22 protein-coding genes and 1 tRNA gene are annotated in these 24,516 nt (G+C 68.1%); 11 read left to right on the top strand and 12 right to left on the bottom strand.

Annotated elements, in window-relative coordinates:
• The first annotated feature begins 21 nt into the window (after positions 1-21).
• Positions 22-666: a TetR/AcrR family transcriptional regulator gene (locus tag DYE23_RS18150; RefSeq protein WP_013471388.1), complete on the top strand. Its 645-nt coding sequence runs from the start codon at positions 22-24 to the stop codon at positions 664-666.
• Here the strand turns inward: DYE23_RS18150 and DYE23_RS18155 are convergent.
• Together DYE23_RS18155 and DYE23_RS18160 are read right to left on the bottom strand one after the other, a co-directional pair.
• Positions 636-962: a branched-chain amino acid transport AzlD family protein gene (locus DYE23_RS18155; RefSeq protein ID WP_011893631.1), complete on the bottom strand. Its 327-nt coding sequence runs from the start codon at positions 960-962 to the stop codon at positions 636-638. The genes DYE23_RS18150 and DYE23_RS18155 overlap by 31 nt on opposite strands.
• A complete protein-coding gene (locus DYE23_RS18160; RefSeq protein ID WP_115327832.1) occupies positions 955-1,641 on the bottom strand; it encodes an AzlC family ABC transporter permease in 687 nt (228 codons plus the stop codon). The genes DYE23_RS18155 and DYE23_RS18160 overlap by 8 nt, the downstream gene beginning before the upstream one ends.
• A 44-nt stretch (positions 1,642-1,685) precedes the next feature.
• Between DYE23_RS18160 and DYE23_RS18165 the strand changes: the two genes are divergently transcribed.
• Positions 1,686-2,678, top strand: a complete 993-nt coding sequence (locus DYE23_RS18165; RefSeq protein ID WP_013471385.1) for an alpha/beta fold hydrolase — start codon at positions 1,686-1,688, stop codon at positions 2,676-2,678.
• Here DYE23_RS18165 and DYE23_RS18170 read toward each other — a convergent pair.
• Positions 2,658-5,237 (bottom strand): M4 family metallopeptidase, encoded by a 2,580-nt coding sequence (locus tag DYE23_RS18170; RefSeq protein ID WP_115327833.1) that lies wholly within the window; start codon positions 5,235-5,237, stop codon positions 2,658-2,660. The genes DYE23_RS18165 and DYE23_RS18170 overlap by 21 nt on opposite strands.
• Before the next feature lie 531 nt (positions 5,238-5,768).
• On the opposite strand from DYE23_RS18170, the gene DYE23_RS18175 reads away from it, so the two are divergent.
• Positions 5,769-6,989 (top strand): IS110 family RNA-guided transposase, encoded by a 1,221-nt coding sequence (locus DYE23_RS18175; RefSeq protein ID WP_011892095.1) that lies wholly within the window; start codon positions 5,769-5,771, stop codon positions 6,987-6,989.
• Between the two features lie 34 nt (positions 6,990-7,023).
• Positions 7,024-8,646, top strand: coding sequence for an alkaline phosphatase D family protein (locus DYE23_RS18180; protein WP_435404792.1), 1,623 nt, complete (start codon positions 7,024-7,026; stop codon positions 8,644-8,646).
• Here DYE23_RS18180 and DYE23_RS18185 read toward each other — a convergent pair.
• The gene (locus DYE23_RS18185) at positions 8,643-10,091 is read right to left on the bottom strand and encodes a peptide MFS transporter (protein ID WP_115327834.1); all 1,449 of its coding nucleotides are present in this window, start codon (positions 10,089-10,091) and stop codon (positions 8,643-8,645) included. The two genes, DYE23_RS18180 and DYE23_RS18185, sit on opposite strands and share 4 nt — an antisense overlap.
• 53 nt (positions 10,092-10,144) lie before the next feature.
• On the opposite strand from DYE23_RS18185, the gene DYE23_RS18190 reads away from it, so the two are divergent.
• On the top strand, positions 10,145-10,636 hold the full coding sequence (locus DYE23_RS18190; protein ID WP_011893625.1) for a DUF427 domain-containing protein: 492 nt from the start codon (positions 10,145-10,147) through the stop codon (positions 10,634-10,636).
• Between the two features lie 6 nt (positions 10,637-10,642).
• Here the strand turns inward: DYE23_RS18190 and DYE23_RS18195 are convergent, their stop codons facing one another.
• A complete protein-coding gene (locus tag DYE23_RS18195) occupies positions 10,643-11,590 on the bottom strand; it encodes a mechanosensitive ion channel family protein (protein ID WP_011893624.1) in 948 nt (315 codons plus the stop codon).
• A gap of 55 nt (positions 11,591-11,645) precedes the next feature.
• Here DYE23_RS18195 and DYE23_RS18200 point away from each other — a divergent pair, with 55 nt between their 5' ends.
• Positions 11,646-12,341 carry a hypothetical protein gene (locus DYE23_RS18200; RefSeq protein WP_011893623.1) on the top strand — a complete coding sequence of 232 codons (696 nt, stop codon included), beginning with the start codon at positions 11,646-11,648 and terminating at the stop codon, positions 12,339-12,341.
• Between the two features lie 10 nt (positions 12,342-12,351).
• On the opposite strand, the gene DYE23_RS18205 is transcribed toward DYE23_RS18200, so the two are convergent.
• The 3 genes from DYE23_RS18205 to DYE23_RS18215 all read right to left on the bottom strand — a co-directional run bounded on the left by DYE23_RS18205 (position 12,352) and on the right by DYE23_RS18215 (position 17,194).
• A complete protein-coding gene (locus tag DYE23_RS18205) occupies positions 12,352-13,668 on the bottom strand; it encodes a PP2C family protein-serine/threonine phosphatase (protein ID WP_115327835.1) in 1,317 nt (438 codons plus the stop codon).
• Positions 13,669-13,847: 179 nt separating this feature from the next.
• A complete protein-coding gene (locus DYE23_RS18210) occupies positions 13,848-14,813 on the bottom strand; it encodes a tripartite tricarboxylate transporter substrate binding protein (RefSeq protein WP_115327836.1) in 966 nt (321 codons plus the stop codon).
• Between the two features lie 56 nt (positions 14,814-14,869).
• Positions 14,870-17,194, bottom strand: a complete 2,325-nt coding sequence (locus tag DYE23_RS18215) for a putative bifunctional diguanylate cyclase/phosphodiesterase (RefSeq protein ID WP_115329020.1) — start codon at positions 17,192-17,194, stop codon at positions 14,870-14,872.
• 85 nt (positions 17,195-17,279) lie between these two features.
• On the opposite strand from DYE23_RS18215, the gene DYE23_RS18220 reads away from it, so the two are divergent.
• The 5 genes from DYE23_RS18220 (at position 17,280) to DYE23_RS31850 (ending at position 20,618) form a co-directional block, all read left to right on the top strand.
• Positions 17,280-17,849 (top strand): DUF2231 domain-containing protein, encoded by a 570-nt coding sequence (locus tag DYE23_RS18220; protein WP_099961571.1) that lies wholly within the window; start codon positions 17,280-17,282, stop codon positions 17,847-17,849.
• Positions 17,850-17,934: 85 nt separating this feature from the next.
• Positions 17,935-19,029 carry a hypothetical protein gene (locus DYE23_RS18225; protein ID WP_115327837.1) on the top strand — a complete coding sequence of 365 codons (1,095 nt, stop codon included), beginning with the start codon at positions 17,935-17,937 and terminating at the stop codon, positions 19,027-19,029.
• 180 nt (positions 19,030-19,209) lie between these two features.
• Positions 19,210-19,851, top strand: coding sequence for a type IV toxin-antitoxin system AbiEi family antitoxin domain-containing protein (locus tag DYE23_RS18235; RefSeq protein WP_011893617.1), 642 nt, complete (start codon positions 19,210-19,212; stop codon positions 19,849-19,851).
• Positions 19,852-19,956: 105 nt separating this feature from the next.
• A complete protein-coding gene (locus DYE23_RS31845) occupies positions 19,957-20,133 on the top strand; it encodes a nucleotidyl transferase AbiEii/AbiGii toxin family protein (protein WP_308207156.1) in 177 nt (58 codons plus the stop codon).
• Positions 20,134-20,174: 41 nt separating this feature from the next.
• Positions 20,175-20,618, top strand: coding sequence for a nucleotidyl transferase AbiEii/AbiGii toxin family protein (locus DYE23_RS31850; RefSeq protein ID WP_011893615.1), 444 nt, complete (start codon positions 20,175-20,177; stop codon positions 20,616-20,618).
• A 54-nt stretch (positions 20,619-20,672) separates the two neighbouring features.
• Here DYE23_RS31850 and DYE23_RS18245 read toward each other — a convergent pair.
• The 4 genes from DYE23_RS18245 to DYE23_RS18260 form a co-directional block, all read right to left on the bottom strand.
• Positions 20,673-20,746, bottom strand: a tRNA-Ile gene (locus tag DYE23_RS18245).
• A 38-nt stretch (positions 20,747-20,784) separates the two neighbouring features.
• Entirely contained in the window at positions 20,785-21,624 is an 840-nt protein-coding gene (locus DYE23_RS18250; RefSeq protein WP_115327839.1) for a carboxymuconolactone decarboxylase family protein, read from the bottom strand.
• A gap of 7 nt (positions 21,625-21,631) precedes the next feature.
• Positions 21,632-23,005, bottom strand: a complete 1,374-nt coding sequence (locus DYE23_RS18255) for a metallopeptidase TldD-related protein (RefSeq protein ID WP_115327840.1) — start codon at positions 23,003-23,005, stop codon at positions 21,632-21,634.
• On the bottom strand, positions 23,002-24,516 hold the full coding sequence (locus DYE23_RS18260) for a TldD/PmbA family protein (protein WP_011893612.1): 1,515 nt from the start codon (positions 24,514-24,516) through the stop codon (positions 23,002-23,004). The genes DYE23_RS18255 and DYE23_RS18260 overlap by 4 nt, the downstream gene beginning before the upstream one ends.

Here is a 24,516-nt window from a genome sequence, read left to right on the forward strand (position 1 = left end):
AACTTTCGGTACCCTCGTCTGATGACCGAGGCAGTGGCGCGGCGCACCAACCGGCGCGGTCAGACGACGCGCGAGAACATGCTGAAGGCCGCGCTGACCTCCCTGGCCTCCGGTGACCCGGGCTCGGTCTCGGCGAACAGGATCGCCAAGGACATCGGCGCCACCTGGGGCGCCGTGCAGTACCAGTTCGGCGACGCCGACGGATTCTGGGCCGCCGTCCTGCACCGCACCGCAGAACGCCGGGCCGACGTGTTCGCCGCGGTCGACACCGCGGCACCGTTGCGCACCCGCGTCGCGAGCATCATCGATACGCTCTACCACGGTCTGGCAGAACCTGATTCGCGCGCCATCGAGAATCTGCGCGCCGCCCTCCCCCGCGACCACGCCGAGCTCGAACGTCTCTATCCGCAGACCGCCGCCGAGCTCCATTCCTGGGGCCAGTCGTGGCTGCAGATCTGCCACAACGCATTCGCCGGCATCGACGTCGACCCGGAGCGGGTGCGCGAGGTCGCCACGCTGATCCCCGGCGCGATGCGGGGCCTGGTGTCGGAACGTCAGCTCGGGTCCTACGCCGACCTCGACGTCGCACGCCGCGGACTGACCAATGCCCTCGTCGCGTATCTGCAGTCCCCGGCTCAGCCCCACAGCGACATCAGCGTCACGTAACACGTCGTGCCGGCCAGGATGCTGAGCATGGCCTGGCCGCGCCACAGGTGCAGGCCGGCCGTCACCGCCACAGCGAGGACGAGCCACAGCAGCTGCGCCGAGGTGTCCCCCGCGACCGTGCCCAGCGTGTAGGCCGTCAGGATCACCATCACCCCGACCGGCATGTGCACGCTGAGATACCTGACGGTCGTGCTGTGACGCAGTGGAGCCAGCACCGCGAACGGCAAGGCCCTCAGCGTCCACGTCACGGCGGCACTGACCGCGACCAGCACCGCGATGTAGCCGTTGTCAGGCACGTTCTGTCCTGCGCCGCACCAACATCCGAACCATCAGCGCCGCGGTGAAGGCGGCGAAGGCGCACACCAGGATCTGACCCGGCACCACCAGCCACGCGCCGATCCCACACATCGCCGCGATGGCCGCCGTCCACCGGTCGGGCCGCTGCCGGAACGCATCGATGCCGAGAACGATGAACAGCGCGGTCAGCGCGAAGTCGAGCCCCACCAGACGCTCGATCGGAAGTGCTTCGCCGACGAGGCCGCCCAGCGTGGCACCAGCGACCCACAGGAGATGGAACAGCAACTGCATCAGCAGGATCGGGCGGGTGGTCCAGGTCTGCGCGGCCGGGCTCACCCCCACCGCAAAGGCCTCGTCCGACAGCGTGTACGTGCTGTAGGCCTTCGCGGCCCGGCCGCGCACCCGGTCCAGAGGAAACGACAACGCGTAGAACACGTGCCGCGAATTCACCACGAACGTCGTCAGCGCGACCGTCGCGATCGGCGCCGCGGTGGCGGCCAGATGCACCATCAGGAACTCCAGCGAGCCGGCATAGATCACCGCAGCGAACACCGGGGCCCACCACCACGCCAGACCGGCGTGCACCACCAGAAACCCCAACGCCATCCCGAGCGGAATGAACGCGAGCCCGATCGGAGCCGACATCGCGACCACGCGCGGCGGCTTTCGGGGTGACACTGAAACACCTCCCGGAACCTCGATCAGGCCGCTAGCTTTTCACGGTGGACATCTTCGACGAGTGGCACCGCGGCGGCACGACCTTTTCCTGGACGTCGACCACGCCCGCCAACGGCGGGGCGCAGGTCGACGTGTTCGCCCGCCGCACCGGGACACCGGGCGCTCCGGCGCTGGTCTGCGTGCACGGCTTTCCGACCGCGGGCGTCGACTACCACGCACTGACTCGCGAGCTCGCAGACGACTTCGACATCTATGTGTTGGATTTCCCCGGCTACGGCCTGTCCGGCAAGCCACCGCACCCCTATGTCTACTCGCTTTACGACGATGCGCGGCTGCTGGTGCACGCCATCACCGGCGTGTGGGGCCTGGAGACGTTCAGGATGGTCACCCACGACCGGGGCAGCAGTATCGGGATGATCGCGCTCGGACTGCTCGACGACATCGGGCGTCGGCCGCTGGATCTGTTCATGACCAACGCGAACATCTACCTGCCGTTGGCGAACCTGACGGCGTTCCAGGTCGCGCTGCTCGACGACGACACCGGGCGGGCCACCGCCGCGGCGACCACGCCGGAGATGCTCGCCGCGGGGCTGGGCGCCGCCACGTTCATGCCGCGCCGGACCCTGCAGGATCCCGAGATAGCCTCGCTCGCAAGCTGTTTCGCCCACAACGACGGGATCCGGGTGCTGCCCGACACGGTCAGATACCTGCACGAGCGCGCCGCCGACGAGACCGGTTGGCTGGAGCGGCTTTCCACGATCCCCGTGGACACCACGGTGATCTGGGGGTTGCACGACGTCGTCGCGCCGCTGCGGGTCGCCAACCACGTCTGGCAGACCTACGTGAAACCCAAGCCCGGCCGCAACCACTACTGGGTGGTGCCCACAGCCGACCACTACGTGCAGTGCGACGCCCCCGCCGAGCTGGCGCAGATCATCCGCATGACCACAGACGGCGCCGACATCGACCTGCAGACACTCGGCAACAGGCCCGACGGCGCTGTGCTGGTGGACCGTTCAGACGGCGATCGTCTGTGACGGCGCGGCGCCGTAGATCTCGACGGTGTCGAACGCCTCGGCGATGGCGAGGCGCTGCGCGTACGTGAGCCCCTGCGACAACGCCGCGTCCAGCAGGGCGGCCCGGCCGTCGGAGAACATCGCCGTGGCGCCCAACCGCTCCAGCGAGTGGTAGAACACTTTGGCCCACGTGTCATCGGAGACGTCCGCGGTGGCCGGATCGGTCATCATCAGATACGCGGCGTGGCTGAAGATGGTGCTGTTGACGTGTTCGCCGCCGTCGTCGCCCTTCCCGGTGTAGCGGGTCGAGTAGCGGTCCCGGTGCGGGCCGTAGGACGTGGTGATGGAACGCGGATTGGCCAGGTCCCGGATGGTCCCGTTGTCGGAGTCCTCCGCGATCAGCCAGCGGTCCGCGCCGGACTTGCCCTCGATCAGGAGACCGAACACATCGGCGTAGGCCTCGTTGAGGGCACCCGACTCGCCCGACTCCCACACCGGGTCGCCGTTACCGACCATGCTGGTGACCACGGCGTGGGCGTATTCGTGGGCCACGATGTCGAGCGCGGCCTGGAAATACCCCTTGTCGCCGTAGGCGAACTGGCGGATCGTGGGATCCCACATCGCGTTGGCGTAGCCCAGCGGATACGAATCCGGCCGGTACTTGATGCTGACGATGATTGGGGCGCCCGCGTTGTCGTACGAACGACGGCCGAGGACGTCGTAGAAGTAGTCGTAGGCCACTGCGTGGTTCGCGTGCGCGGACACCGCGGCCTTGTCCCAGCTGAACCAGCCCTTCTTGACCACCTTGCCCGGAAGGACCGGTGCGCCCAGGCCGAAGAAGCCGTACGACGTCGTGTAGGTGGCGATCATGCGGCTGGAATCGGCCATCTCGTTGGTGGTGAAGAACCAGATCCGCCGGGTCTCGACGGTGATCGCACGTGTTGCCCCGAGCCAGTCTTTGGCGGTGGTCGTGGCCGCGGCGGCCTGCGCGTTGGAGACCGCGATGATGACCTCGCCCGCCTGCTCTCCGTCGGCGTCGATCAGGTACGTCATGCCCGACGGCGCCATCTCGCCGGTGTCCGGGACGTGCACGACGACGCGCCATGCCAGCCGCGGCGATGCGTCGTCGGTCGACGAGTAGACCAGCAGCTCCTTGCTGAATCGGCTTGCGGCGATGAAGGATTCGATGGCGGCGGGGTCGGCCCCGGAACCCACGTACGCGGTTCCGGCGATCCACCGGAGTTCGTCGTCGTCGTCGACGGACGTGTCGGGAGTGATGTCGAACCCGTCGCCGAGTCCCCGGTAGTAGTTGAAGACACTGGTCACGTCGCCGTCGGCGTTGGTCACGAGGATCACCTCGCTACCGACGACCGGCACTCCGCCGACCGTTTCGGCGAACCGGTAGAAGTGTTCGGCGCTGTCACCGGTCCCGGCGGTCGACCTGATGACCATCGCCTCATCGGCGAATCCCGCGGGCGCGCCGAGAGCGGAGGACAGGGCGTTGAGCACCGCGGCGGCATCAGCGGTGTTGACCACGATGTGATCGGTGACCCGTCCGTCGATGACCCGGCCGGGCGACCCGCTGTCGGACGCCACGGTGATGGGCGAAACAGATTGTGGCGCAGACGGATTCGCGGGAATGGCGATCGTCACCTCGGTCGGCCGGGTGATGCCGAGCAGACCGAGCAGGCCGTGGACGCGGAACGGATTTCCGGAGGTGTCGTCGACGCGGATCGTGAACGTGTCGGCGCGACCTGCCGCGGCCGCCCCGGGGGTGTAGGTGAACTGTCCGTCGGCGTCGATGCGCACCCGACCGTAGACCGGTCCCGCGGTGAGGCGGTAGGTCAGTGCGGTGTCGTCGAAGTCGACGGCGTTGAGGCTGCCCGTGACGGCGCCGTCGGGGCCCGGCCCGTCGATCGAGACGTCGGCGACCGGGCGCTGGTTGTTCCACGTGTACTGGTTCTGGCGCACCGCGAGCCAGAGGCCCTCCACCAGAGTCGAGACCGGGGTCTGGGGCGCGGGCGAGTCGTCGACCGACGGGCGCAGACCGATCCAGGTGAGGACGTCGGTGACGATGGCCTCGGCGGTGACGGGTCGCGCGCTGACGATGCTGCGGACGGTGCGGGCACCCTCCGTTTTGGGGATCGCCGCGGTTTGGGTGATCGCCGCGGTCGCCGGCTCGGCGACGGTCGATGCGACGGCCACGGCGTCTTCCGAGGCGGCGTCTTCCGAGGCGGCGTCTTCCGAGGCGGCGTCTTCCGAGGCGGTGTCTTCGGACTGGTCTTCGGCGATACGCGACGAAGGCTTGCGTGACGTCCGCTCGTCGGCCGCCTCGTCGGCCTCCTGCGACTCGTCGTCGTCGGCCACCTCCTCGGCGGCATCGGCATCGGCGTCGGCCTCGGTATCCGCGTCGGTGTCGGTCTCGGCGTCGGTGTCGGACGACGACGGGGATGCGCTCGCTGCCGCACCGGTGGAATCGCCGGGGCTCGCGACCGCGACGCCCTGGCCGACGACCATGCCCATGCCGATTCCGGCGAGGACGATGCCCGAGTACAGCCCGAGCCTCGACCCGTCCGGCACTCGTGAATCCGAACAGGACCCCACGGTGACCCCCAACGTCGATGTTGGGAAGAACCTACCACTCGTCAGCAAACTTGCGGGAGTTCTGACCGCAAACGCCGAGGCGACGAGAGACTGTTTGCCGAGTGAAGGATATTCGACCCTCGCCACCGGTGCCTCTGCCGGCGTCGCGCTTCCCGAGGGTCGTGTCGTGCGACCGCCGATACGTCCGTGTGTTCCCCGACGATCAGCAAAGACATTTCGACACTGCGTGCGTCGCTTCTGACGCAACGACCTAATGGGATCTGATCAGCGAGCCTGCGATCGGTAATGGTCGGTCCGGGTGATGCTGATTGCTGAGCCGCCGGCTCGGTGAGCACTGCTTCGCCTTGGAGAATCGTTCGACTCCTAAGCCTAGATCGTGCCCCGACTGGTTGGTGAGGTCACCTTTAGCGCTGATGGGGTGTCGTGCTCCGAGCACTGATCCATTAGGTTGCCGCCGGGTGTCCTTGGGCTCGTAAAAGGTTCCATGACATCGCGTAGGGAGGCGAGTTGACGCTATTTATTGGAGACGACTGGGCTGAAGACCACCACGACATTCATCTGATGGACGCCGAGGGAACCAGGCTGGCATCGCGTCGCTTACCAGAAGGGCTGGCTGGCATTCGCGGGTTCCACGAACTGGTGGCTGCCCACGCCCAGGATCCCACCGAGGTGGTAATCGGCATCGAAACCGACCGCGGCCTGTGGGTCGAAGCACTCGCCGCGGCCGGCTACGAAGTGTTCGCGGTCAATCCGCTCGCCGTGGCCCGCTACCGCGACCGCCACCAGGTATCGGGTGCGAAGTCTGATGCTGCTGACGCCAAACTCTTGGCTGATCTGGTGCGCACCGACCGGCACAATCACCGCCCGATCGCCGGGGACACCCCGGAGGTGGAGGCGATCAAAGTCCTGGCACGGGCGCATCAAAACCTGATCTGGAGCCGCAACCGCAACACCAACGCGCTGCGCAGCGCGCTGCGCGAGTACTACCCCGCTGCGTTGGAGGCCTTCGCCTCGCTGTCCGACCGCGACGCCCTGGCGATCCTGGGCCGCGCTCCCACCCCGACCGACGCCGCACGGCTGAGTGTCTCAAAGATCCGATCAGCGCTCAAAGCTGCTGGGCGACAACGCAACCTCGACGCCAAGGCACTCGAGATCCAAACCGCATTGCGCAGCGACCAGCTCGCCGCCGCGCCCGCGGTCACCGCCGCGTTCGGGGCCACCACCCGCGCCGCGGTCGCCATCATCACCGAGTTGAACCACCACATCGCCGACCTCGAAGCCGAATTGGCGGCACATTTTGAGACACACCCGGACGCCGACATCTACCTCTCCCTGCCAGGACTCGGTGTCATCCTCGGCGCCCGGGTGCTCGGTGAGTTCGGGGACGACCCCAACCGCTACACCACCGCCAAGTCTCGCAAGAACTACGCCGGAACCTCCCCATTGACCATCGCGTCGGGCAAGAAACGCGCCGTACTGGCCCGCCACGTCCGCAACCGCCGCCTCTACGACGCGATCGACCAATGGGCCTTCTGCGCCCTGACCAACAGTCCCGGCGCACGCACCTTTTACGACCAACACCGCGCCGCCGGCGACCTGCACCACCAAGCACTACGCGCCCTGGGCAACCGCCTCGTCGGCATCCTGCACGGCTGCCTCCGCCACCACACGCCCTACAGCGAACACAAAGCCTGGGCCCACCGCCAAACCGACTCCCGAGCTGCTTGACAACCTACGGTCCTGGGATGTCTAGGCTGTGTCGGTGACCCTCGTTCTCGGCCCCGTCCTGCGTCATGTCGGTGAGTCGACCGCCGCCGTCTGGGTGCAGACCGACGCGCCCGCCGAGGTCGAGGTGCTCGGCTGTTCGGCCCGGACGTTCCAGGTGCAGGAGCACCACTACGCCCTCGTGCCCGTCACGGGCCTGACCCCCGACTCAGTGCACGAATACCAGGTCCGCATCGACGGCGAGATCGTCTGGCCTGAACCCGATTCCGAGTTCCCGCCCAGCGTCATCCGGACGCGCGGCCCCGCCGGAGCCCACCGGCTGAAGGTCGTGTTCGGTTCCTGCCGGTATCCGAAGACAGGCGTGCAGAAGCTCGACGACAAGCTCGGACTCGACGCGCTGGACTGCTACGCCGAGCGTCTGACGGCGACGCCCGTCGACGAATGGCCGGATGCGCTCCTGCTCCTCGGCGATCAGGTCTACGCCGACGAGCTCACGCCCGAAGCGCGGCGCAACCTGTCGGGCCGCCGCCAGACCAAGCGCCGCCCACCCGACGAGGTCGTCACCTTCGACGAGTACGAGGGGCTCTACCGGCACACCTGGGGTGACCCCGAGATCCGCTGGATCCTGTCGACCCTGCCGACGGCGATGATCTTCGACGACCACGACATCCGTGACGACTGGAACACCTCGGCTCCGTGGCGGGCCGAGGTGAACGAGAAGCCGTGGTGGCGCGACCGGATCCATGCCGGACTGGGTTCCTACTGGGTGTACCAGCACATCGGGAACCTCAGTCCCGAGGAACTCGCGAGCGATGAGGACTACCAGAAGGTCCTCGCAAACGACGGCGACTGCTGGCCGCACCTGGTCGAACTGGCCGACCGCGCCGACTACGAAGTCGACGGCGACAAGGGGCTGCGGTTCAGCTTCCGCTGGGATCTGGGTCGCAGCCGCCTGATCATGGTCGACTCCCGCAACGCCCGCATCCTCGACAGCGGCGAACGGAAGATGCTCGGGGACCGCGAGTTTCGCTGGCTCGAGGATCAGGTCAACGACGATCTCGGCACCGTGGACCATCTGCTGATCGGGTCGTCGCTGCCCTGGCTGTTGCCCCCGGCCCTCGGTGACGTGCAGACGATCAACGAGATCGCCGCCGACCGCGACGGATTACGCGGCAAGCTCGCCGAGACGATCCGTCAGACGGCGGATCTGGAGCACTGGCCGGCGTTCCTGAAGTCCTTCCTGCGGTTGTCGGCGCTGATCGAGTCGGCCGCCGATCATTCGTCGACCGGTCCGGCGACGGTGTCGGTGCTCTCCGGCGACGTCCACCACAGCTACGCCGCGCGTGCCGATTTCCCCGGCAAACACGCCACCCGGGTGCATCAGCTGGTGTGCTCCCCGGTGCACAACTACGTTCCGGCGCCGCTGAAGCCGGTCTTCCGGCTCGTCTGGTCGCCCCGGCTCGCCCGCGTGACGCGGCGCTGGGCCCGCCGCGCAGGATCGCCCGACCTGCCGATGTCGTGGCGCAACCTCAGCGGCCCACTGTTCGGCAACACCATCGCGAGCCTCAACGTGTCGGGGCGCGACGCCGAGGTGGTCTTCGAGCAGCCCCGGGACGACGGCTCCCTGACCTCTGTCATCACGGTGTCGCTGACCGATTAGTGGACACCCTCCATCTGCCGGCTGATCCACGGCGAGATGGCGAACACGACGACACCTGCGACGACCGCAATCGCACCGAGAACGCCGAAATACGCCGCCTCCCGGGATGTGTCGTAATACCCGGCGAGCACGCCGGACATCGAGGTGCCCAGACCCACCGAGAAAAAGTAGAGCGCCATCATCTGTGCCCGGAAGGCTTGCGGGGCCAGCTTCGTGGTGACGGACAGGCCGATCGGTGAGAGCAGGAGTTCGGAGACAGCGAACACCCCGAGGATCGCCAGGACCACCAGGGCAGGCACGGCGCTGACACCCGCGAGCGGCACGAAGCACAGGAACGCGACGCCCATACCGATGACGCCGTAGGCGAACTTGCGGGGCGTGGTCGGGGCGCGTTTCCCCAGACGGGTCCACATCAGCGCGAACAGCGGTGAGAGCGCGATGATCCAGATCGGTTCGATCGAGCCGATCCAGTTCGACGGCGCGGTCCACCCGAAGATCGACCAGTTCATCCGCTCGTCGGAGTAGACGGCGAGCACGGTGAAGATCTGCTGGAACAGCGACCAGAAGACGGCGTTGGCGACGAACAGCGGGATGAAGGCCCGCACGCGGGTCCGCTCGGGCGCGGTGACCTTCGGGCTGCGGAACAGAACCACGAAGTAGGCGACCGAGGCGATCACGATGACACCCGTCGTGACCTGGGACAGATTCTCCAGCGTCACGAGTCGCAACGCGACGGCCGCGGCCACGGCGAGGACCACGACCGCGAACACGCCGGCGGTCTTGCCGATCGCGCCGCGCGGCAGCGGGTTGGGCACCTCCCGGCCGTGCTCGCCGAGGTTGCGCCGGAACGCGACGTACTGGATCAGCCCCAGCGCCATCCCGATCGCGGCGGCACCGAACCCGTAGTGGAAACCGATGCGGGTCTGCAGCAGACCGGTGATCAACGGCCCGATGAACGCACCGAGATTGATGCCCAGGTAGAACAGCGTGAAGCCGCCGTCGGCACGCGGGTCGCCCTTGGCGTACAGCGTGCCCAGCAGTGAGGATGCGTTCGCCTTCAGCGCCCCCGAGCCCAGGGCGACCAGAACCAGACCGGCGCCGACGCCGGCCAGCCCGGGCAGGACCGCCAGCGCGATGTGGCCGAGCATGACGACCACGCCTCCGTAGAAGACGGTGCGTTCCATGCCGAGGACACGGTCGGCGATCCAGCCGCCCAGCACCGTGGACAGGTACACCAGGCCGCCGTAGGCGCCGACGATGCCCGTCGCGGTCGCCTGCGGCAGCCCGAGCCCGCCCTCGGTCACCGAGTAGTAGAGGTAATAGCCGAGGATGGTGAGCATCCCGTAGAACGAGAACCGCTCCCACAGCTCCACGCCGAACAGATTCGTCAGTCCGATCGGGTGTCCGAACAGAGTCCGTGTGGAGTCCCGCTGATGAGTGACCATGGGGATACCCTGCACCTTCCCGCCCTTTCACAGCGAGTTCCTAGACTCGGGTCATGCCGGTTCCCGAGAAGCCCCGCCCTGGTCAAGAGTCGGTCTGGGACTACCCCCGGCCTCCCCGGCTGGAGGAGTTCCGGGGGTCGATCACCATCGAGTTCGGCGGCCGGACGATCGCCGCGACCGAACGCGCCTGGCGGGTGCTCGAGACCAGCCATCCGCCGACGTACTACCTACCGCCGGGCTGCTTCGCCGACGGGGTGCTGCGGCCCGCAGTCGGCTCGTCCTGGTGCGAATGGAAGGGCAAGGCCAGCTACTACGATCTCGTCACCCCGACCGCCGTCGCCGAACGCGCAGCCTGGACGTACCCCGCCCCGACCGCGGCGTTCGTCGACATCACCGGCGCCGTGGCCGTGATGGCGGCCCGGGTCGACCGCTGCACCGTCAACGGCGAGGAGGTCGTGCCGCAGCCCGGCGGTTTCTACGGCGGCTGGATCACCAGCTGGGTCGCCGGGCCGTTCAAAGGGGTGCCGGGTTCGTCCGGTTGGTGAGCGTGCCTACTCGCCGACGGCGTGGACCCGGCCGTTGGGGTAGGGCAGGGCGATGCCGTGCTCGTCGTAGGCCTGCAGGATCGCGCGGCGAAGGCGGCGCTGCACCGCCCACTGAGCGTTGGGTCGCACCTTCACCGTCATCCGCAGCTTGATCAGGTCGGGTGAGAGCTCCTGGACGCCGAGCATCTCCGGTTCCCCCAGCACCTTGCCCGCCAGGGACTTCTCGGCGACAGCGGCCTCGGCCGCCTCCACGGCGACCTGCTCGGCGCGCTCGATGTCGGCGCTGAGCGCCACCGGCACCTCGATCCGGGCGACCGCATACTCCTGGCTCATGTTGCCCACCCGCGCGATCTCGCCGTTGCGGACGTACCACAGCGTGCCGTCGATGTCGCGCACCGTGGTGATCCGCAGCCCGACGCTCTCCACCTCGCCGACGGCCTCGCCGAGGTCGACGGTGTCGCCGACGCCGTACTGGTCCTCGAGCAGCATGAACACGCCGGTGACGAAGTCACGGACCAGGTTCTGCGCGCCGAAGCCGATCGCGAGGCCGACGACGCCGGCCGACGCGATGAACGGGGCGATGTTCACGCCGACGACGTTGAGCACGGCCAGGACCACCCACACCAGCAGCACGATCGAGACGGTCGACTTGAGCACCGAACCGATGGTCTGGGCGCGTTGCTGGCGTCGCGCGATGATCTGTTCACTGGTGGTCGAGGACGGCACGCGGTCACGGAGCCGGCGAACCAGCGGAGGCGTGCGCTGCGGCCGTGCGTCCTCGCCCCCGCCGCGGTTCTTGCGGGTCCTGCCGGTGGTCGCCCGGTCGATCATGCGGTGCACGAGGTACCGGATGACGAGGGCGACGGCGATGTAGACGACGATCCGGATCGGGACCTCGATGAGCCAGTGCCGACTGGTGTCCGTCCATTCGAAAGCCAAAGAGGAGACATCCATGTCTGCCCACCATACGGTTTCCGACGGACCGCGCCGTGGGTGGGAGGATGGCGGGGTGACTGTCGTTCTCGCGCTGCGATGCGCAAACGGGCTTGTACTGGCGTCGGATTCGCAGATCACCGACCCCGGGCGCGGACTGACCTACCCGGCGCAGAAACTGCACACCCTGGGTGCCCACGCGGCCTGGGGTGGCAGCGGATCACGGGCGGTGCTCTACGACGTCGAGCAGGTGTTCAGCCGTGAACCGGACTCGATTCTGGAGGCCAAGGACATCGGGCACGCGCTGCAGGCCCGCATCCTGCCGATCCTCAAGCATCACTACGCGAACTTCATCGCCGAAGTCCCCGGGCAGGAGACCGGCGGGACGCCGGCGACCTACGTCCTGGCCGCCGGCTATGTCGGCGATGCGCCGTTCATCATCGACATCGACCCCAACGGTCTGATCGGCCACCACGAGGAGACCGGCTTCCAGGCGGTCGGCAGCGGTGCGGCGATGGCCCAGCAGGCCCACGCGCTGGTCACCCATTTCCACATGTCGCAGCGCGACGTGGACTACGGCGTGGTGGCCGCGCTGCGGGTGCTCGACGCCCTCGACGCGTCCTCGCCCAGTGTCGGCGGGCCGATGGACATCTGCCGGATCACCCCCGAGGGCGCTCACCACCTCAGTGAGGACGAGGTCGCCGACGTCCGCGGTCACGTTCGGCGCTGGGTGCAACTGGAACAGAAGGCCCTCGACGGGCTGTTCGACTGACGCGAACAGCTCAACCGGCGACTTCGAGAGCGAGCACCGCGATGTCGTCGCGCTGGCTCAACTTCGGGGCCAGCGTGGCGATGTCGTCCATCAGTGCCGCCAGGCCCCGCCCTGAATGCTCTGCGACGAACTCCGAGAGCGCGAGCTCGTCGAATCGAAGGTCGTCCAGGCGGGCCTCGATCAGGCCGTCGGTGTAGAACAGCAGGATCTGCCCGCGGCGCAGCGTCACCGTGCACACGTCGAAGACGGCGTCGGGCAACGCGCCGACGAGCATCCCCTCCCCGGGCCGGACCGCCTCGATCCCACCGTCGGGATCGACGAGCAGCGCCGGGGGGTGTCCGCCGGTCGCGAGCGTCACCCGGAAGCTCTCCCCGCCGTCGACGGGTTCGATGGTGCCGAACAGCACCGTGCAGAACCTTCTCGGCGCGACCTCGCGCAACAGCACCGAATTCAGTTCGGCCAGACCGGAAGTCGGGTCGGGGTAGTGCAGGGCCGCCGAACGCAGCGTGTACCGGATCAGCGACGTCACCACGGCCGCGTCGACGCCGTGGCCCAGGACGTCACCGATGAAGAACGCCCACCGGTCGTCGCCGAGCCCGAACAGGTCGTAGAAGTCCCCGCCGACCTGGCGCGCGGAGACCGGGCGGAAATACGCCGCAGCCTGGAGACCGTCGATGTGCGGCAGCGAAGGCGGCAGCAGGGTGCGCTGCAGGGCTGTCGCGAACTCCTCGATCGAGTCGCGGTCACGTTCGGCGATCCCGCGGTCGGCATGGGCCCGGTCCCGTTCCCGCCGCGCCTCGTCCCTGTCGCGCTCGGCCTCGCCGCGGTCCACCTCGGCGACGTCACGGGCGCTCTCGGCCGCACCGCGCAGACCTCTCTCCAGCGACACGGCGTCCAGGGACGACCGGCGCAACTCCAGCTGGTCCATGACGATGGCGGCCAGGTCTGCGAGGACGGTCTCCTCATCGGCGGTGAGTTGGCGCGGTCGGGTGTCCATCACCACGACGGCACCGAGCCGGTACCCGTCGAAAGTCACGATCGGTGCCGCCGCGCAGAACCGGACGTGGTGGTCGCGCAGGAATGCACTGGTGCCCGCGGTCGGGTCGGTGTCGACGTCATCGACGACCTCGATGCGCTCGGCCGCGGCGACCGAGGCGAGCACTGCGTCGTCGCGCGGCACAAGACCGTCCGGGGAGTCGATTCCGTGGCTGGTGACCAGCCGGACGTGGTCGTCATGGACGATCGCGACGACGGCCATCGGGACACCGAGTGCCCGGGCGGCCAGCCCTGCCATCCGCTCCAGCACCGTGCCGGGTGCGGTGCCCACGACGCGGTAGCGCGCAACCGCGAGAAGGCGATCTTCTTCGGCGGTGCTGTGGAGTTCGCGTCGTTCGGGAATTGCGGTCCGACTCTCGTTCCGATCGCCCCCACGCAGGGACGATTCGGCGAGATTTTGTCAAGCGTTCGACGCCGCGGCAACGCCCAGAGCGAAGTATGTCGAGATTGTCACGCCTGGGCGAGCGCCGCCGCCAGATCTGCCTGTGTGTCGGCGAGAAAGGTCTGCAACTCGCCTCCGACCATGAACGTCGTCGTGAACTGGTGGCGTTCGGCGATCTGGTTCCAGGTCGGCGTGTTCACCATCTCGGCAAGGACCTCCTGCCAATAGCTCACCGCACCGGCCGGCATCCCGGGCGGGCCGTAGAGGCCCCGCCAATTGGACAGGGTGACGTCGAGGTTCTGCTCACGCACGGTCGGCACGTCGAGGCCGGGCAGACGCTCTTCGGACAGCACGCCCAGCGCCCGCAACTCCCCCGACCTGACCAGGTCGACGAATTCACTGACACCACCGACGGCCACGCTGATCCCGCTGTTGAGCAGCGCCTCGGTCTGGTCGCCGCCACCTTCGAACGCGACGTAGTCGAGCGCGGCAGGATCACCTCCTGCGGCGGCCACCAACAGATCGAACGGAGCCTGGTCGTCGGTCGCGGCGGCGATCTGCACCCGGCCCGGGTCGGATCTGATCGCCGTCATCACGTCGGCGAGCGTCCGGTACGGGGATTGGGCATCGGTGACCACGACGTAGTACTCGGTGATCAGCCGGGCGATCATGGTGACGTCGTCGTACCCGTAGGGCGAGAGCCCGCGCAGCTGATTCATCATCATCGACAACGAGGTCACCGAGACCTGATCGTCACGGCCCTGGTACTGCTCGACCATCGAGGCGAGGAAGTCCGCCCCGATGTTGCCCGGCTTGTTCTGCACCGGCAGTGGCACGGTGACGAGCTTCTCGGTCTCCAGTGCCTCGACGACGGCACGGATCGTGATGTCGAATCCGCTCCCCGGATTGGCTCCCGCGGTCATGGTCACCGGACCGACCGGATACTCGGGTGCGGCCGCGGCTTCGGCGGGCATCAGTGAGCCGGTCAGGACGAGTGCCGCCGCCATGACGGCGCCGAGAGCGGATCTGAACATGGACGGGTGCGCTCCTGAGTGATGGTGTGCCCACACGGTCGTGTGCTCACAAAGCTCTACACCGACGCGCCCGGCGTTGTCCCGATGTTCTGTCGGAAGTTGCCAATATCTCTCGCCGGGACCGGCCTGCCGAACAGATGCCCCTGGGCGAACCGGCAGCCGGCGGCCTGGACGTTGTCCGCCTGGGCTCTCGTCTCGATGCCCTCGGCGATCACGAGCAGGCCCAGTCCCGTGCAGATGCTCATCACGCTGCGGTACAGGGCCAGGTCATGCGCGGGATCGGCCCCGGAGACAAGGCTTCGGTCGAGCTTGACGATGTGCACCGGCAGCGCATGGAGGTAGGTCAGGGAGTTGTACCCGGATCCGAAATCGTCGAGGGCCACGCGGACCCCGAGTGCGGCAAGTCTGCGGATCTGCGCTGCGGCGTCGGCGATGTCGACGATCGGCACCGTCTCGGTGATCTCGATGACGAGGCGCCGCGGCTCGATGCCGTACCGCGCAAGCGTGCGGCGCACATTCTCGTCGAACCCGGTGCTTCCCAACCGGGCCGCTCCGACGTTGATGTGGAGATCGACATCGATTCCGGCCGCGGAGATTTCACGGCAGGCGAGGTCGAGGACCAACGCGTCCAGCGCCGCGCCCAATCCCGCGGCCTCGGCCGTCGCCACGAAAGTCTCCGGCGCGACCCGTATCCCGTTGGGCGCCGTCCACCGCGCCAACGCCTCCACGGCGACGGGAACCTCTTCGGGCAGGCTCACGATGTGCTGATAGACCAGATGGAACCCCTGCGGCACAGCGCCTTCCGCTTCCCGCAGCGCGATCGGGAAGTCTGCGGGCGTGCGCGTGGACGCCTGGTAGACGACCGCGGTGTCCTTGCCCTGGCGCTTACCGGCCAACATCGAGATGTCGGCATGCCGGAGCAGATCGTCGGGTGTCTGCGGCAGGCCGGTCGCCTCGGGCCCCACGACACCCATGCTGGCGGTGACCCGCACCGACGAGCCCTGCACCATGAAGGGGCTGCGCAGAGCCAGGCGCAGCCGATCTGCGACCTGGTCGAGGCGGTCCCGGTCGGCGCGGGCCAGCACCGCGAACTCGTCACCGCCGATGCGCGCCAACGTGTCACCGTCAGCCAGGCACCCGCTGAGGCGACGGCCGACCGCGCAGAGCAACTCGTCACCGGCGGCGTGACCGTATCGATCGTTGACCTCCTTGAAGTCGTCGAGGTCGACGAAGATCAGCACGAAGTCCCGGTCCCGGGCCGCCCGCTCGAGCCGCTCGGAGAACAGGATCCGGTTGGGCAGACCGGTCAGCGGATCATGGCGCACCGCCCAGTACAGCCGACGGGTCAACGCCCACTGCGCACGCGTCACCAGAATTTGACGAACGGTCACCAGGAAAACCATGAGCACGGCCCCGTACGCGGCGAACAGTCCCAGGGGTCGGCCGGTCACGACGTGGAATGCGAACAGCACCGCCGTGCCGAAGAAACCGGCGTAGGGCAGGATCAGCCGCACCCAGTCGGTGCGGCGGTAGGCGAAGTCGCCTTCGGTGTCGCGCTCTGAGGTGCGCAGCAGCGCGTGGGTGATCATCCACTGCCCGGCGACGAAACCGACACCGCCCCACAGGGAGCCGCCGTCGACACCGATGAACTCGAGGTACACCCCGACGCGATACGCCGAGGCGACCGTGACGACGCCGCCCGCCAGGAACAGGTAGGTCGATCGGTAGGGACGATCTACGTCGTAGAGCATCGCGACCACGACCGCGGTTCCGACCACCATCAGTTCGGTCAGCCCGAGCGTAATTCGCAGGCCCATGTTCACCAGGTCCGGCGACGTGGCGGTCAGCTGATGGAGGAAGCCGCCCATGCCCGCGAGGATCGCGAAAGACAGGCCCGCCACCAGGCCGTCGATGACGTTGGTCGTCGCGGTCTGCCGCAGCGGCCCGCGGGGCGGGTTGACCCAGACCCCGCCGGAGCGGCCGAGCAGGATCAGCGCGACCAGCGACAGCACCGGGCAGCACAGGAATGTGGCCGTCGCCGCGAAGTCCGCGACCGTGTTTCCCACGCCGATGCTGCCGGTGACCCGGAAGAGCTGGGCGATCAGCCAGCAGCCCATGGAGGCCAGGTACAGCAGCCGCCACCGGCGCCGGGCGCCGTCGGTTCGTGTCACGGCGAGCAGGGCACCGGCCACCGTGAGGATCGCTGCGCCGAACTGGAGGGCGGTGTCCACCCGGACGCCCTCGACCGTGCCGCGAAGCGTGGCGGCGTTGAGGACGGCCAACAGTGCGAGCAGACCGAAGAGACAGTCCGGCCATCGACGGCGATCGACCAACCCGGCTCCCCTCGGCAAGCCACCTCTGGGCACAGTGTCACGAGTCATCGCGCGGCGCACCGTAAAGCCGAAAGTCCGCCCCGCATGAGTGACCGACTCGGGGGTGGGTACCTCCCCTGCCGAGGAGGCCCCTATGAACATCCATTCTTTACTGCGCTCCGCAGAATCGCTCGGCGCCGTCGACAGGCCGGCCGACCGCGCCGCCGACACCGTCGACCGCGTACTCGGCGACAGCCCGGTCGCATCGGCGCTGAGAGGATCGTGGCTCGGGCACCCCGTGCACCCCTTGCTGATCTTCCTGCCGTTGGGGTCCTGGATGACTGCGCTCCTGTTCGACCTCGGGTTACGCGATCGCACGACGGCGCGTCGACTCCTCGCTGTCGGCCTGGCCGCGACACCGCCGACCGCACTCGCGGGCTGGGCGGACTTCCCGCTGCTCAACCGCGAACAGCGACGGGTCGGGTTGCTCCACGCCGTGGTCAACGGTGTCGCGATCGGTCTGTTCGCGGCGGCGTACCGGGCACACCGCAAGGAGAAGCATCGCCGCGCAACGGTCCTGACGATCATCGGTCTGGTCGTCGTCAGTGTCGGCGGGGCGCTGGGCGGACATCTGTCGTACGCGCAGGGGGCAGGTGTGCACCGCTTCCAGGCCCCGCACCACACCGGCGATCTGATCTCGTACGCCCGCGTCCGGGCCGCCTGAGTCCGCGGAAAACCTCCCCGTCGAGTGACCATCCCGTAAATTGGCTGTCGGGCCGGGGCGGGTCGATGGCTGGATGGGGAACGAAATGCACGCGTCCATACGCGCGGCGCTCGCCGCTGGGGTGACGACACTGACCGCAAGTGCGCTGGCGTTCGCGCCCCCGCCGCAACCACGTGCGGCGCAAGCACTTTCGATGCAACCACTGTCGATCGCCTCGGAGATGGTCTCCGCCGCCTCGTTCACCGCGGGCAGCACCCGGATACTTCCCGTCACAGATCCGCAGGCGCTCGCCGCGCTCACGGCGTTCACGCAGCCGTGGCCCGGCACGCCCTCGGACGCAGCGGATCCCACCGACCTCGCGACCGTGACGACCGCAGACGAGCCCCTCGAGGATCCGGTCGCGCTGAACGCGGCGTCCGACGTCATCGACACCGTCTACGCGTTCACGCGGTACTGGGCGAACTACGTGTCGTTGGAACTCGGTCCGTGGTTGATCAACTGGGTCCCGTTCGGATACCTGATCTCGGATCAGATCCAGATCTGGTACCCGAGTTTCGTGCTGCCCGTGGTGGACAGCTTCGTCTACGACTTCCTGGATCCGGTCGTGAACGATCCGCTGAACCTGGAGGTGTGGGCGCAGGGAATCGGCAGCATGATCGAGACCGCCGTGGCCGGTGTCCGTAACGGTGTCACCGCCGAGATCCAGTACATCCTGGACTTCGGCTGGTTCCCGTTCCCGCTGCCTCCGCTGCCGTCCTTCCCCGTGCCCGGGGCGGCGGGAGCGTCGGCCGAGTCGGCGGACGCCGACGTGCTACTCGCGTCGGTCGACGAGGCTGATGCTGCCGGTGCCGTCGAAGATGCCGTCGAAGATGCTGAGGGCGGCGCGGCCGAAGCTGTGGAGGTGGACGGCGACGACATCGTCGCTCAAAAGCCTGCCGACGTGTCCGGCGAAGCCGTGGACGACGCCTTGGTTGAGGAAGAATCGGTCGAGGAAGAATCGGTCGACGTGGTCGACGAGGAATCCGTCGAGGCCGTCGATGACGAGACCGATCAGGTCGAGGAGACGGTTGACGAGGAGTCCGCCGAGGACGGCGCGACAACAGATGACGAGCCAACAGATGAGGACGCGCCCGCCGGCAGCGACAGCGGGGATGACACGTCCGGGTCGGAGACCGAGTAGGCCGGCATTGAGTGGGGCGGGCGGGGCTCGAACCCGCGACCGCAACATGAGCCGCGGGCGCATCCATACTCAGGTTGCCGATCTGCTCGACCGGGGGGTTAAAGAGCCCGACGGTCAATTAACTTACGGTATGCAATTCATAGGTCAATAGCCTATGATTCGCATACTGGAGGATGGATCATGGCAAAGCTACACAGCACGGCGGTCCCCGCCGGCCTCGCAGCGCGCCCACTGCGCACCTTTCGCACCGGGCAGGCCGAGGACACCTACGCCTACCCGGGCCCCGAGATCGCGCGGCTCCACGAACACGGCCTGCTCCACCGCCTCGCCAACGGTTACTACGTCGTCATCCCCCAAGAAATGCTGGGCCGCAGATGGATTCCCGATCTGGAAGCCGCCGCCGCCGGAATCGCCACCACGATCTACGGCCATGACGACATCGTCGTCATGGGACTCAGCGCCGCGCGCCTGCACGGCGCCATCCCCCGCGCTCTGGCAACCGCCATCGTGGCGGTACCGCGCCAACACCGCCCCATCACACTCACCGACCGGCCTGCTGTCGTACGGTTCGTCAAACGCAACACCGCAGAACTCGACGCCGAACGCGTCCGCACTGACCTGGGCCCCACACTGACGACGACGCCGGAACAAACCATCCTCGACCTCGCGCACCGTCCCACCCTCGGCGACAGCGCAGCCGACGTCCCCGCCGCCGTCAAAGCCCTCTACGCACGGGCGGATTCAAACCGCTTGCGCCAGCTCGCCACCGAACAGCGCCGACTGACCTCCCTGCGCCGGGCGGAAGACTGGGCGGGGGGTTGATCATGAATCCTGACGAACGTGACTCGGTCGCAACGCAGTTCGGCGTATCCGACGAACAAGTCGAGCGCGATCACCTCATCTCCAACATCCTCGCGTTCCTCAGCCGTGAGTTCGGCGACCCGGGTCCACTTCATCGGCGGCACTGCCCTGGCCCGCACCCACCTCCCCGACGGACGGCTGAGTGAGGACATCGACCTCGTTGCCGTCGGCAGCCGCAAAGAGGTGGCCACCGAGCTCGACGCCACACTTCCCGCGCCGTCGCGCGCACCCACGGCCGGCTGACCGTCGAACCCGCCCTCGGCGCTACCGCAGACACCCTGCCGGTGCTGCTGCGGCCATCGGACGGACACCCGGTTCGACTTCAATTGCTGTCGGCACGCGACCGCGTTGTCTGGCCGACTGAACGTCGCGAACTGTTTCAGCGTTATGCGGACGCACCCGCTGCTGAACTACTTGTGCCCACGCTCCCCGCGTTCGCGGCGTCAAAGACGGCGACATGGACGGACCGGCACGCGGCCCGCGACCTCTGGGACATCTGGGCCCTGAGCCGAGTCGGCGCCATCGACGCAGACGCCGCCGCCCTGTTTCGGCGGTACGGACCGACCAACAAGGCACCTATGCAGCACATGTTCGACCGAGCCCCGACGGACGCGGAGTGGCGGGCGCAGCTGGCCGGGCAGACCCGCCTGACCGTGACAGCAGCCGAAGCGCTCGCCGCCGTACGCGAGGCATGGCGGCAGGCCGTACGACCTGCACAGAATTCATAAACGGTGAATAAAGGATGAGTTCCAAAAATTGATCTTGAAAAACACTCTCTGAAGTGGGGCGGGCGGGGCTCGAACCCGCGACCAAGGGATTATGAGTCCCCGGCTCTAACCAACTGAGCTACCGCCCCGGCGCGATTGCGCGGCCATCATGGTCGCACACACCCCGTCAGGCGAAGATGGTCTGCCCCTGCTCGTCGACCTCGTAGCGTTCCGTGCCCTCGGCCACCCGCGGGGCATCCGCTGCCATCGACACCGCGATCTTGTTCGCGGCGTTGCGCATGACGTCCAGCGTGATCTCGAGCATCTGCTTCTCCGAGAAGTGCCGCCGCATTCCGTCGACGACGGCGTCGTCGATCGCCGACGGCGTCCAGACCAGCGCGTCGACGTAGCGCAGCGCTGACTTGTGCGCCTCGGTCAGGCCGTCGGCGCGTTCATAGTCGGCGATTTGCCGGTAGAGATCCTCCGACCCGCCCGCATCCAGCGCGTGCCCCTCCCGCAACGACTTGCACAGCCGACAGTTGTGCGACTCCGCGCCGCGCAGCCGCACCAACTCGGTGGTGACCGGGTCGACCTCGCGCAGCTTCGCGACCGCCGGCACGAAACCACCCAGCACCGCCCCGACGGGGTCGGTGTCACGGTCGATCTGAACCTCGGCCGACCAGCCCGGCCGGCCGAGTCCCAGCGCGTCGCAGCCCGCCCACACCCGGGGCAGGAAGTCGGCGACGAAGATCGCCACCACGACACGAAACGCGTTGTCGCCGTAGACCTTCACGAAACGGTTGCGTTGATTCTCCCCGATGCCGGTCACGTCGACGCTGAACTGCTCGGCGAACGCCACCAGAACGGCGTCGTCGTCGGTGTGCGCGTCGGGCAGGTCCGCCGGCGGCGGCAGCGGGGGCAACGACAGCGCGCGGCCGCAGGTGAGCCGGATCAGCGTGTCGGCGCGGTCATCCCCGGCGGACAACCCGACCAGTCGGGCCAGTCGCTGCGCCATCGCATCGGTCATCCCGCGATTATTGCGCCTGGCTGACCGAAGACATGGCGAAGTCCGGAATCCGCAGGGTCGGCATCTTGGCGCGGGTGGCCCAGTCCCCCCATTCCCGGGGCAGGGTGACCTCGCTGACCCCGGCCTCGGTCGCCCGCCGCAGCAGATCGAGAGGACTCTCGTTGAACCGGAAGTTGTTCACCGCGCCGGTGATCCGGCCGTCCTCGATCAGGTAGACACCGTCGCGGGTCAGCCCCGTCAACAGCAGTACCGCAGGGTCGACCTCCCGGATGTACCACAGCGTCGTGAGCAGCAGCCCACGCTCGGTCGCCGCGACCATATCGTCGAGGCTGGCCGTCCCGCCCGTCATCTGCAGGTTGTCGGCACCGACTGCCACCGGGGCGCCGAACTCTGCCGCCGCGGCACGCGGGTAGGCCAGCGCGTTGACCACACCGTCGCGGATCCAGTCCACGCGCTCGATCGCCAGGCCGTTGTCAAACACCGACGCGCGCTCCGACGAACTCGTCGTCGCCACGAACGGCGAGCATTCCAGACCGGTCGCACCCGGATCCGAATACAGCGTCAGCGGAAGCGAGGTGAGCTTCTCCCCCACCCGGGTCCCGCCCCCGGGCGCCGACAGAGCACTGCGGCCCTCCTGCGCGCCCCGGCCACCCATCGTCCAGGCCAGGTAGATCATCATGTCGGCCACCGTCGACGGCGGCATGATCGTCTCGTAACGTCCGGCGGGCAGCTCGACGGTACGGTTCGCCCACGACAGCCGGGTCGCCAGCTCGTCGAGCATCCGGTCGGTCGGGACGTCGACGAATTCCGGTGTGCTGACCCCACTCCACGCACTGGCACCATCACGCTTGCCGTTGATCTCCACAGAACCCGTCGGCTGCGTGAAGCGGCGCCGCAATCCCGACGAGGTCGCCACGAACGTCGTCTCCAGGGCGTGCCGGGCGTAACCGAACAACGTGTCGCGGCCGCGAAAACCCTGAGCCAGCGCCCCGGCCACTCCGCCGAAGATCTCGGTTCCGGTGACGGGTGTCGGGTGATCCCAGTCCGGCGGGGCGTCCCCGCCCGGCAACGGCGGTGCGCTGTCACGGGCGGCAGGGGCCGTCGCCGCCGCCCGCTGCGAGGCCGTCACCAGGTCGCTGATCGCGGCGGGGTCGACCGCACTCGTGCGCACCGATCCCACGTGCGCGTCCTGCCCTTGTCGCACAATGGAAATGACGGTCGTGGTGCGGCTCGTCGATTCGCCGTTCGTGGTCATCGTGTTGTTGGCCCAGCGCAGGGACGCATCGACGCGATCGTTGACGACGACGATCGTCTCGTCGGCGCGGCCCTGCCGCCGCGCCTCGGCCAGCGCGACGTCGATCACCTGCTGTGCGCCGATCATCGCCCGCTCTCCTCGCGTGTGTTGAGGATGTTGACGCCCCGGAACAGCGCCGACGGGCAGCCGTGACTGACCGCGGCGACCTGACCGGGCTGCGCCTTGCCGCAGTTGAACGCACCGCCCAGGCGCCACGTCGACGGACCACCGACCGCCTCCAGGGCGCCCCAGAAGTCGGTGGTGGTCGCCTGGTAGGCGACGTCGCGGACCTGCCCGTCGAGCCTGCCGTCGGTGATCTTGAAGAATCGCTGTCCGGTGAACTGGAAGTTGTAGCGCTGCATGTCGATCGACCAGCTCTTGTCACCGACGATGTACAGACCGTCCGAGACCCGGCCGATCAACTCCTCGGTGCTGACGTCCTCGGGCGCCGGCTGCAACGAGACGTTGGCCATCCGCTGGATCGGCACGTGCTGGGCGGAGTCGGCGTACGAGCAGCCGTTGGAACGACCGACCCCGAGACGCGGCGCGAACACGCGGTCGAGCTGATAGCCCACGAACAGGCCGTCGCGCACCAGGTCCCAGCTCTGCGCACGCACCCCCTCGTCGTCGAATCCGACTGTGGCCAAGCCGTGTTCGACGGTACGGTCGGCGGTCACGTTCATCACCGACGAGCCGTACCGCAGCCGGCCCAGCTTGTCGGGGGTGGCGAACGACGTTCCGGCATAAGCGGCTTCGTAACCGATGGCCCGGTCGTACTCGGTGGCGTGCCCGATGGACTCGTGGATCGTCAGCCACAGATTCGTCGGATCGATCACCAGGTCCTTGGGGCCGGCGATCACGCTGGGCGCCTTGGCCTTCTCGGCCAGCAGCGTCGGCAACTCGGCGAGTTCACCGGCCCAGTCCCACACCTCGTTACCGACCACCGCCTCCCAGCCCCTGCCCATCGGTGGGGCCAGCGTGCTCATCGTCTCGAACGATCCGGCGGCCGGGTCGACGGTGACGGCGTCGCACCGCGGCAGCACCCGCACCCGCTGCTGAGTGATCGTCGACCCGAAGGTGTCGGCGTAGAACGTCTGCTCCTTGGCCATGTTCAGCCACGCCGACACATGATCGATGCCCTCGGAAGCCAGCAGCCGGCCGGAGTAGTCCTCCAGCACCTCGATCTTGTCCTGGGTGGGAACCGCGAACGGATCGATGCGATAGTCCGATACCCACGACACGTCGCGGTAGACGGGTTCGGGTGCCAGCTCGATACGTTCGGCGTTCAGCGCGGCGAGCCTGGTGGCAACACGCACCGCACGCCGGGCGGTGTCGGCGGCGGCCGCGGTGTCGAGTTGCGCGTGGGAGGCGAAGCCCCACGTGCCGTCGACGATCACCCGCACCGCCAGCCCGATCTCGTAGTCGGTCACCGCGGTTTCCAGCGCGCCGTCGCGCAGCTGCACGGTCTCGGTGGTGATCGCGTGGATCCGCAGATCGGCGTAGCCGGCTCCGGCCTGGACGGCGGCGGTGAGCGCCGCATCGGCGAGCGCATGTCGCGGCAACGCAAGGAAGTCCGCGTCGACTGTTCGGGCTGTCAC

Origin of the sequence: Mycolicibacterium gilvum (assembly GCF_900454025.1) — a bacterium.
Lineage (GTDB): Bacteria > Actinomycetota > Actinomycetes > Mycobacteriales > Mycobacteriaceae > Mycobacterium > Mycobacterium gilvum.

Bases quoted from the DNA above. Each gene is read 5' to 3' on its own strand.
- DYE23_RS18150 (WP_013471388.1), top strand. From the start codon at position 22: ATGACCGAGGCAGTGGCGCGGCGCACCAACCGGCGCGGTCAGACGACG.
- DYE23_RS18185 (WP_115327834.1), bottom strand. From the start codon at position 10,091: ATGGTCACTCATCAGCGGGACTCCACACGGACTCTGTTCGGACACCCG.
- DYE23_RS18190 (WP_011893625.1), top strand. From the start codon at position 10,145: ATGCCGGTTCCCGAGAAGCCCCGCCCTGGTCAAGAGTCGGTCTGGGAC.
- DYE23_RS18195 (WP_011893624.1), bottom strand. From the start codon at position 11,590: ATGGATGTCTCCTCTTTGGCTTTCGAATGGACGGACACCAGTCGGCAC.
- DYE23_RS18210 (WP_115327836.1), bottom strand. From the start codon at position 14,813: ATGTTCAGATCCGCTCTCGGCGCCGTCATGGCGGCGGCACTCGTCCTG.
- DYE23_RS18215 (WP_115329020.1), bottom strand. From the start codon at position 17,194: ATGACTCGTGACACTGTGCCCAGAGGTGGCTTGCCGAGGGGAGCCGGG.
- DYE23_RS18220 (WP_099961571.1), top strand. From the start codon at position 17,280: ATGAACATCCATTCTTTACTGCGCTCCGCAGAATCGCTCGGCGCCGTC.
- DYE23_RS18225 (WP_115327837.1), top strand. From the start codon at position 17,935: ATGCACGCGTCCATACGCGCGGCGCTCGCCGCTGGGGTGACGACACTG.
- DYE23_RS18235 (WP_011893617.1), top strand. From the start codon at position 19,210: ATGGCAAAGCTACACAGCACGGCGGTCCCCGCCGGCCTCGCAGCGCGC.
- DYE23_RS18250 (WP_115327839.1), bottom strand. From the start codon at position 21,624: ATGACCGATGCGATGGCGCAGCGACTGGCCCGACTGGTCGGGTTGTCC.
- DYE23_RS18255 (WP_115327840.1), bottom strand. From the start codon at position 23,005: ATGATCGGCGCACAGCAGGTGATCGACGTCGCGCTGGCCGAGGCGCGG.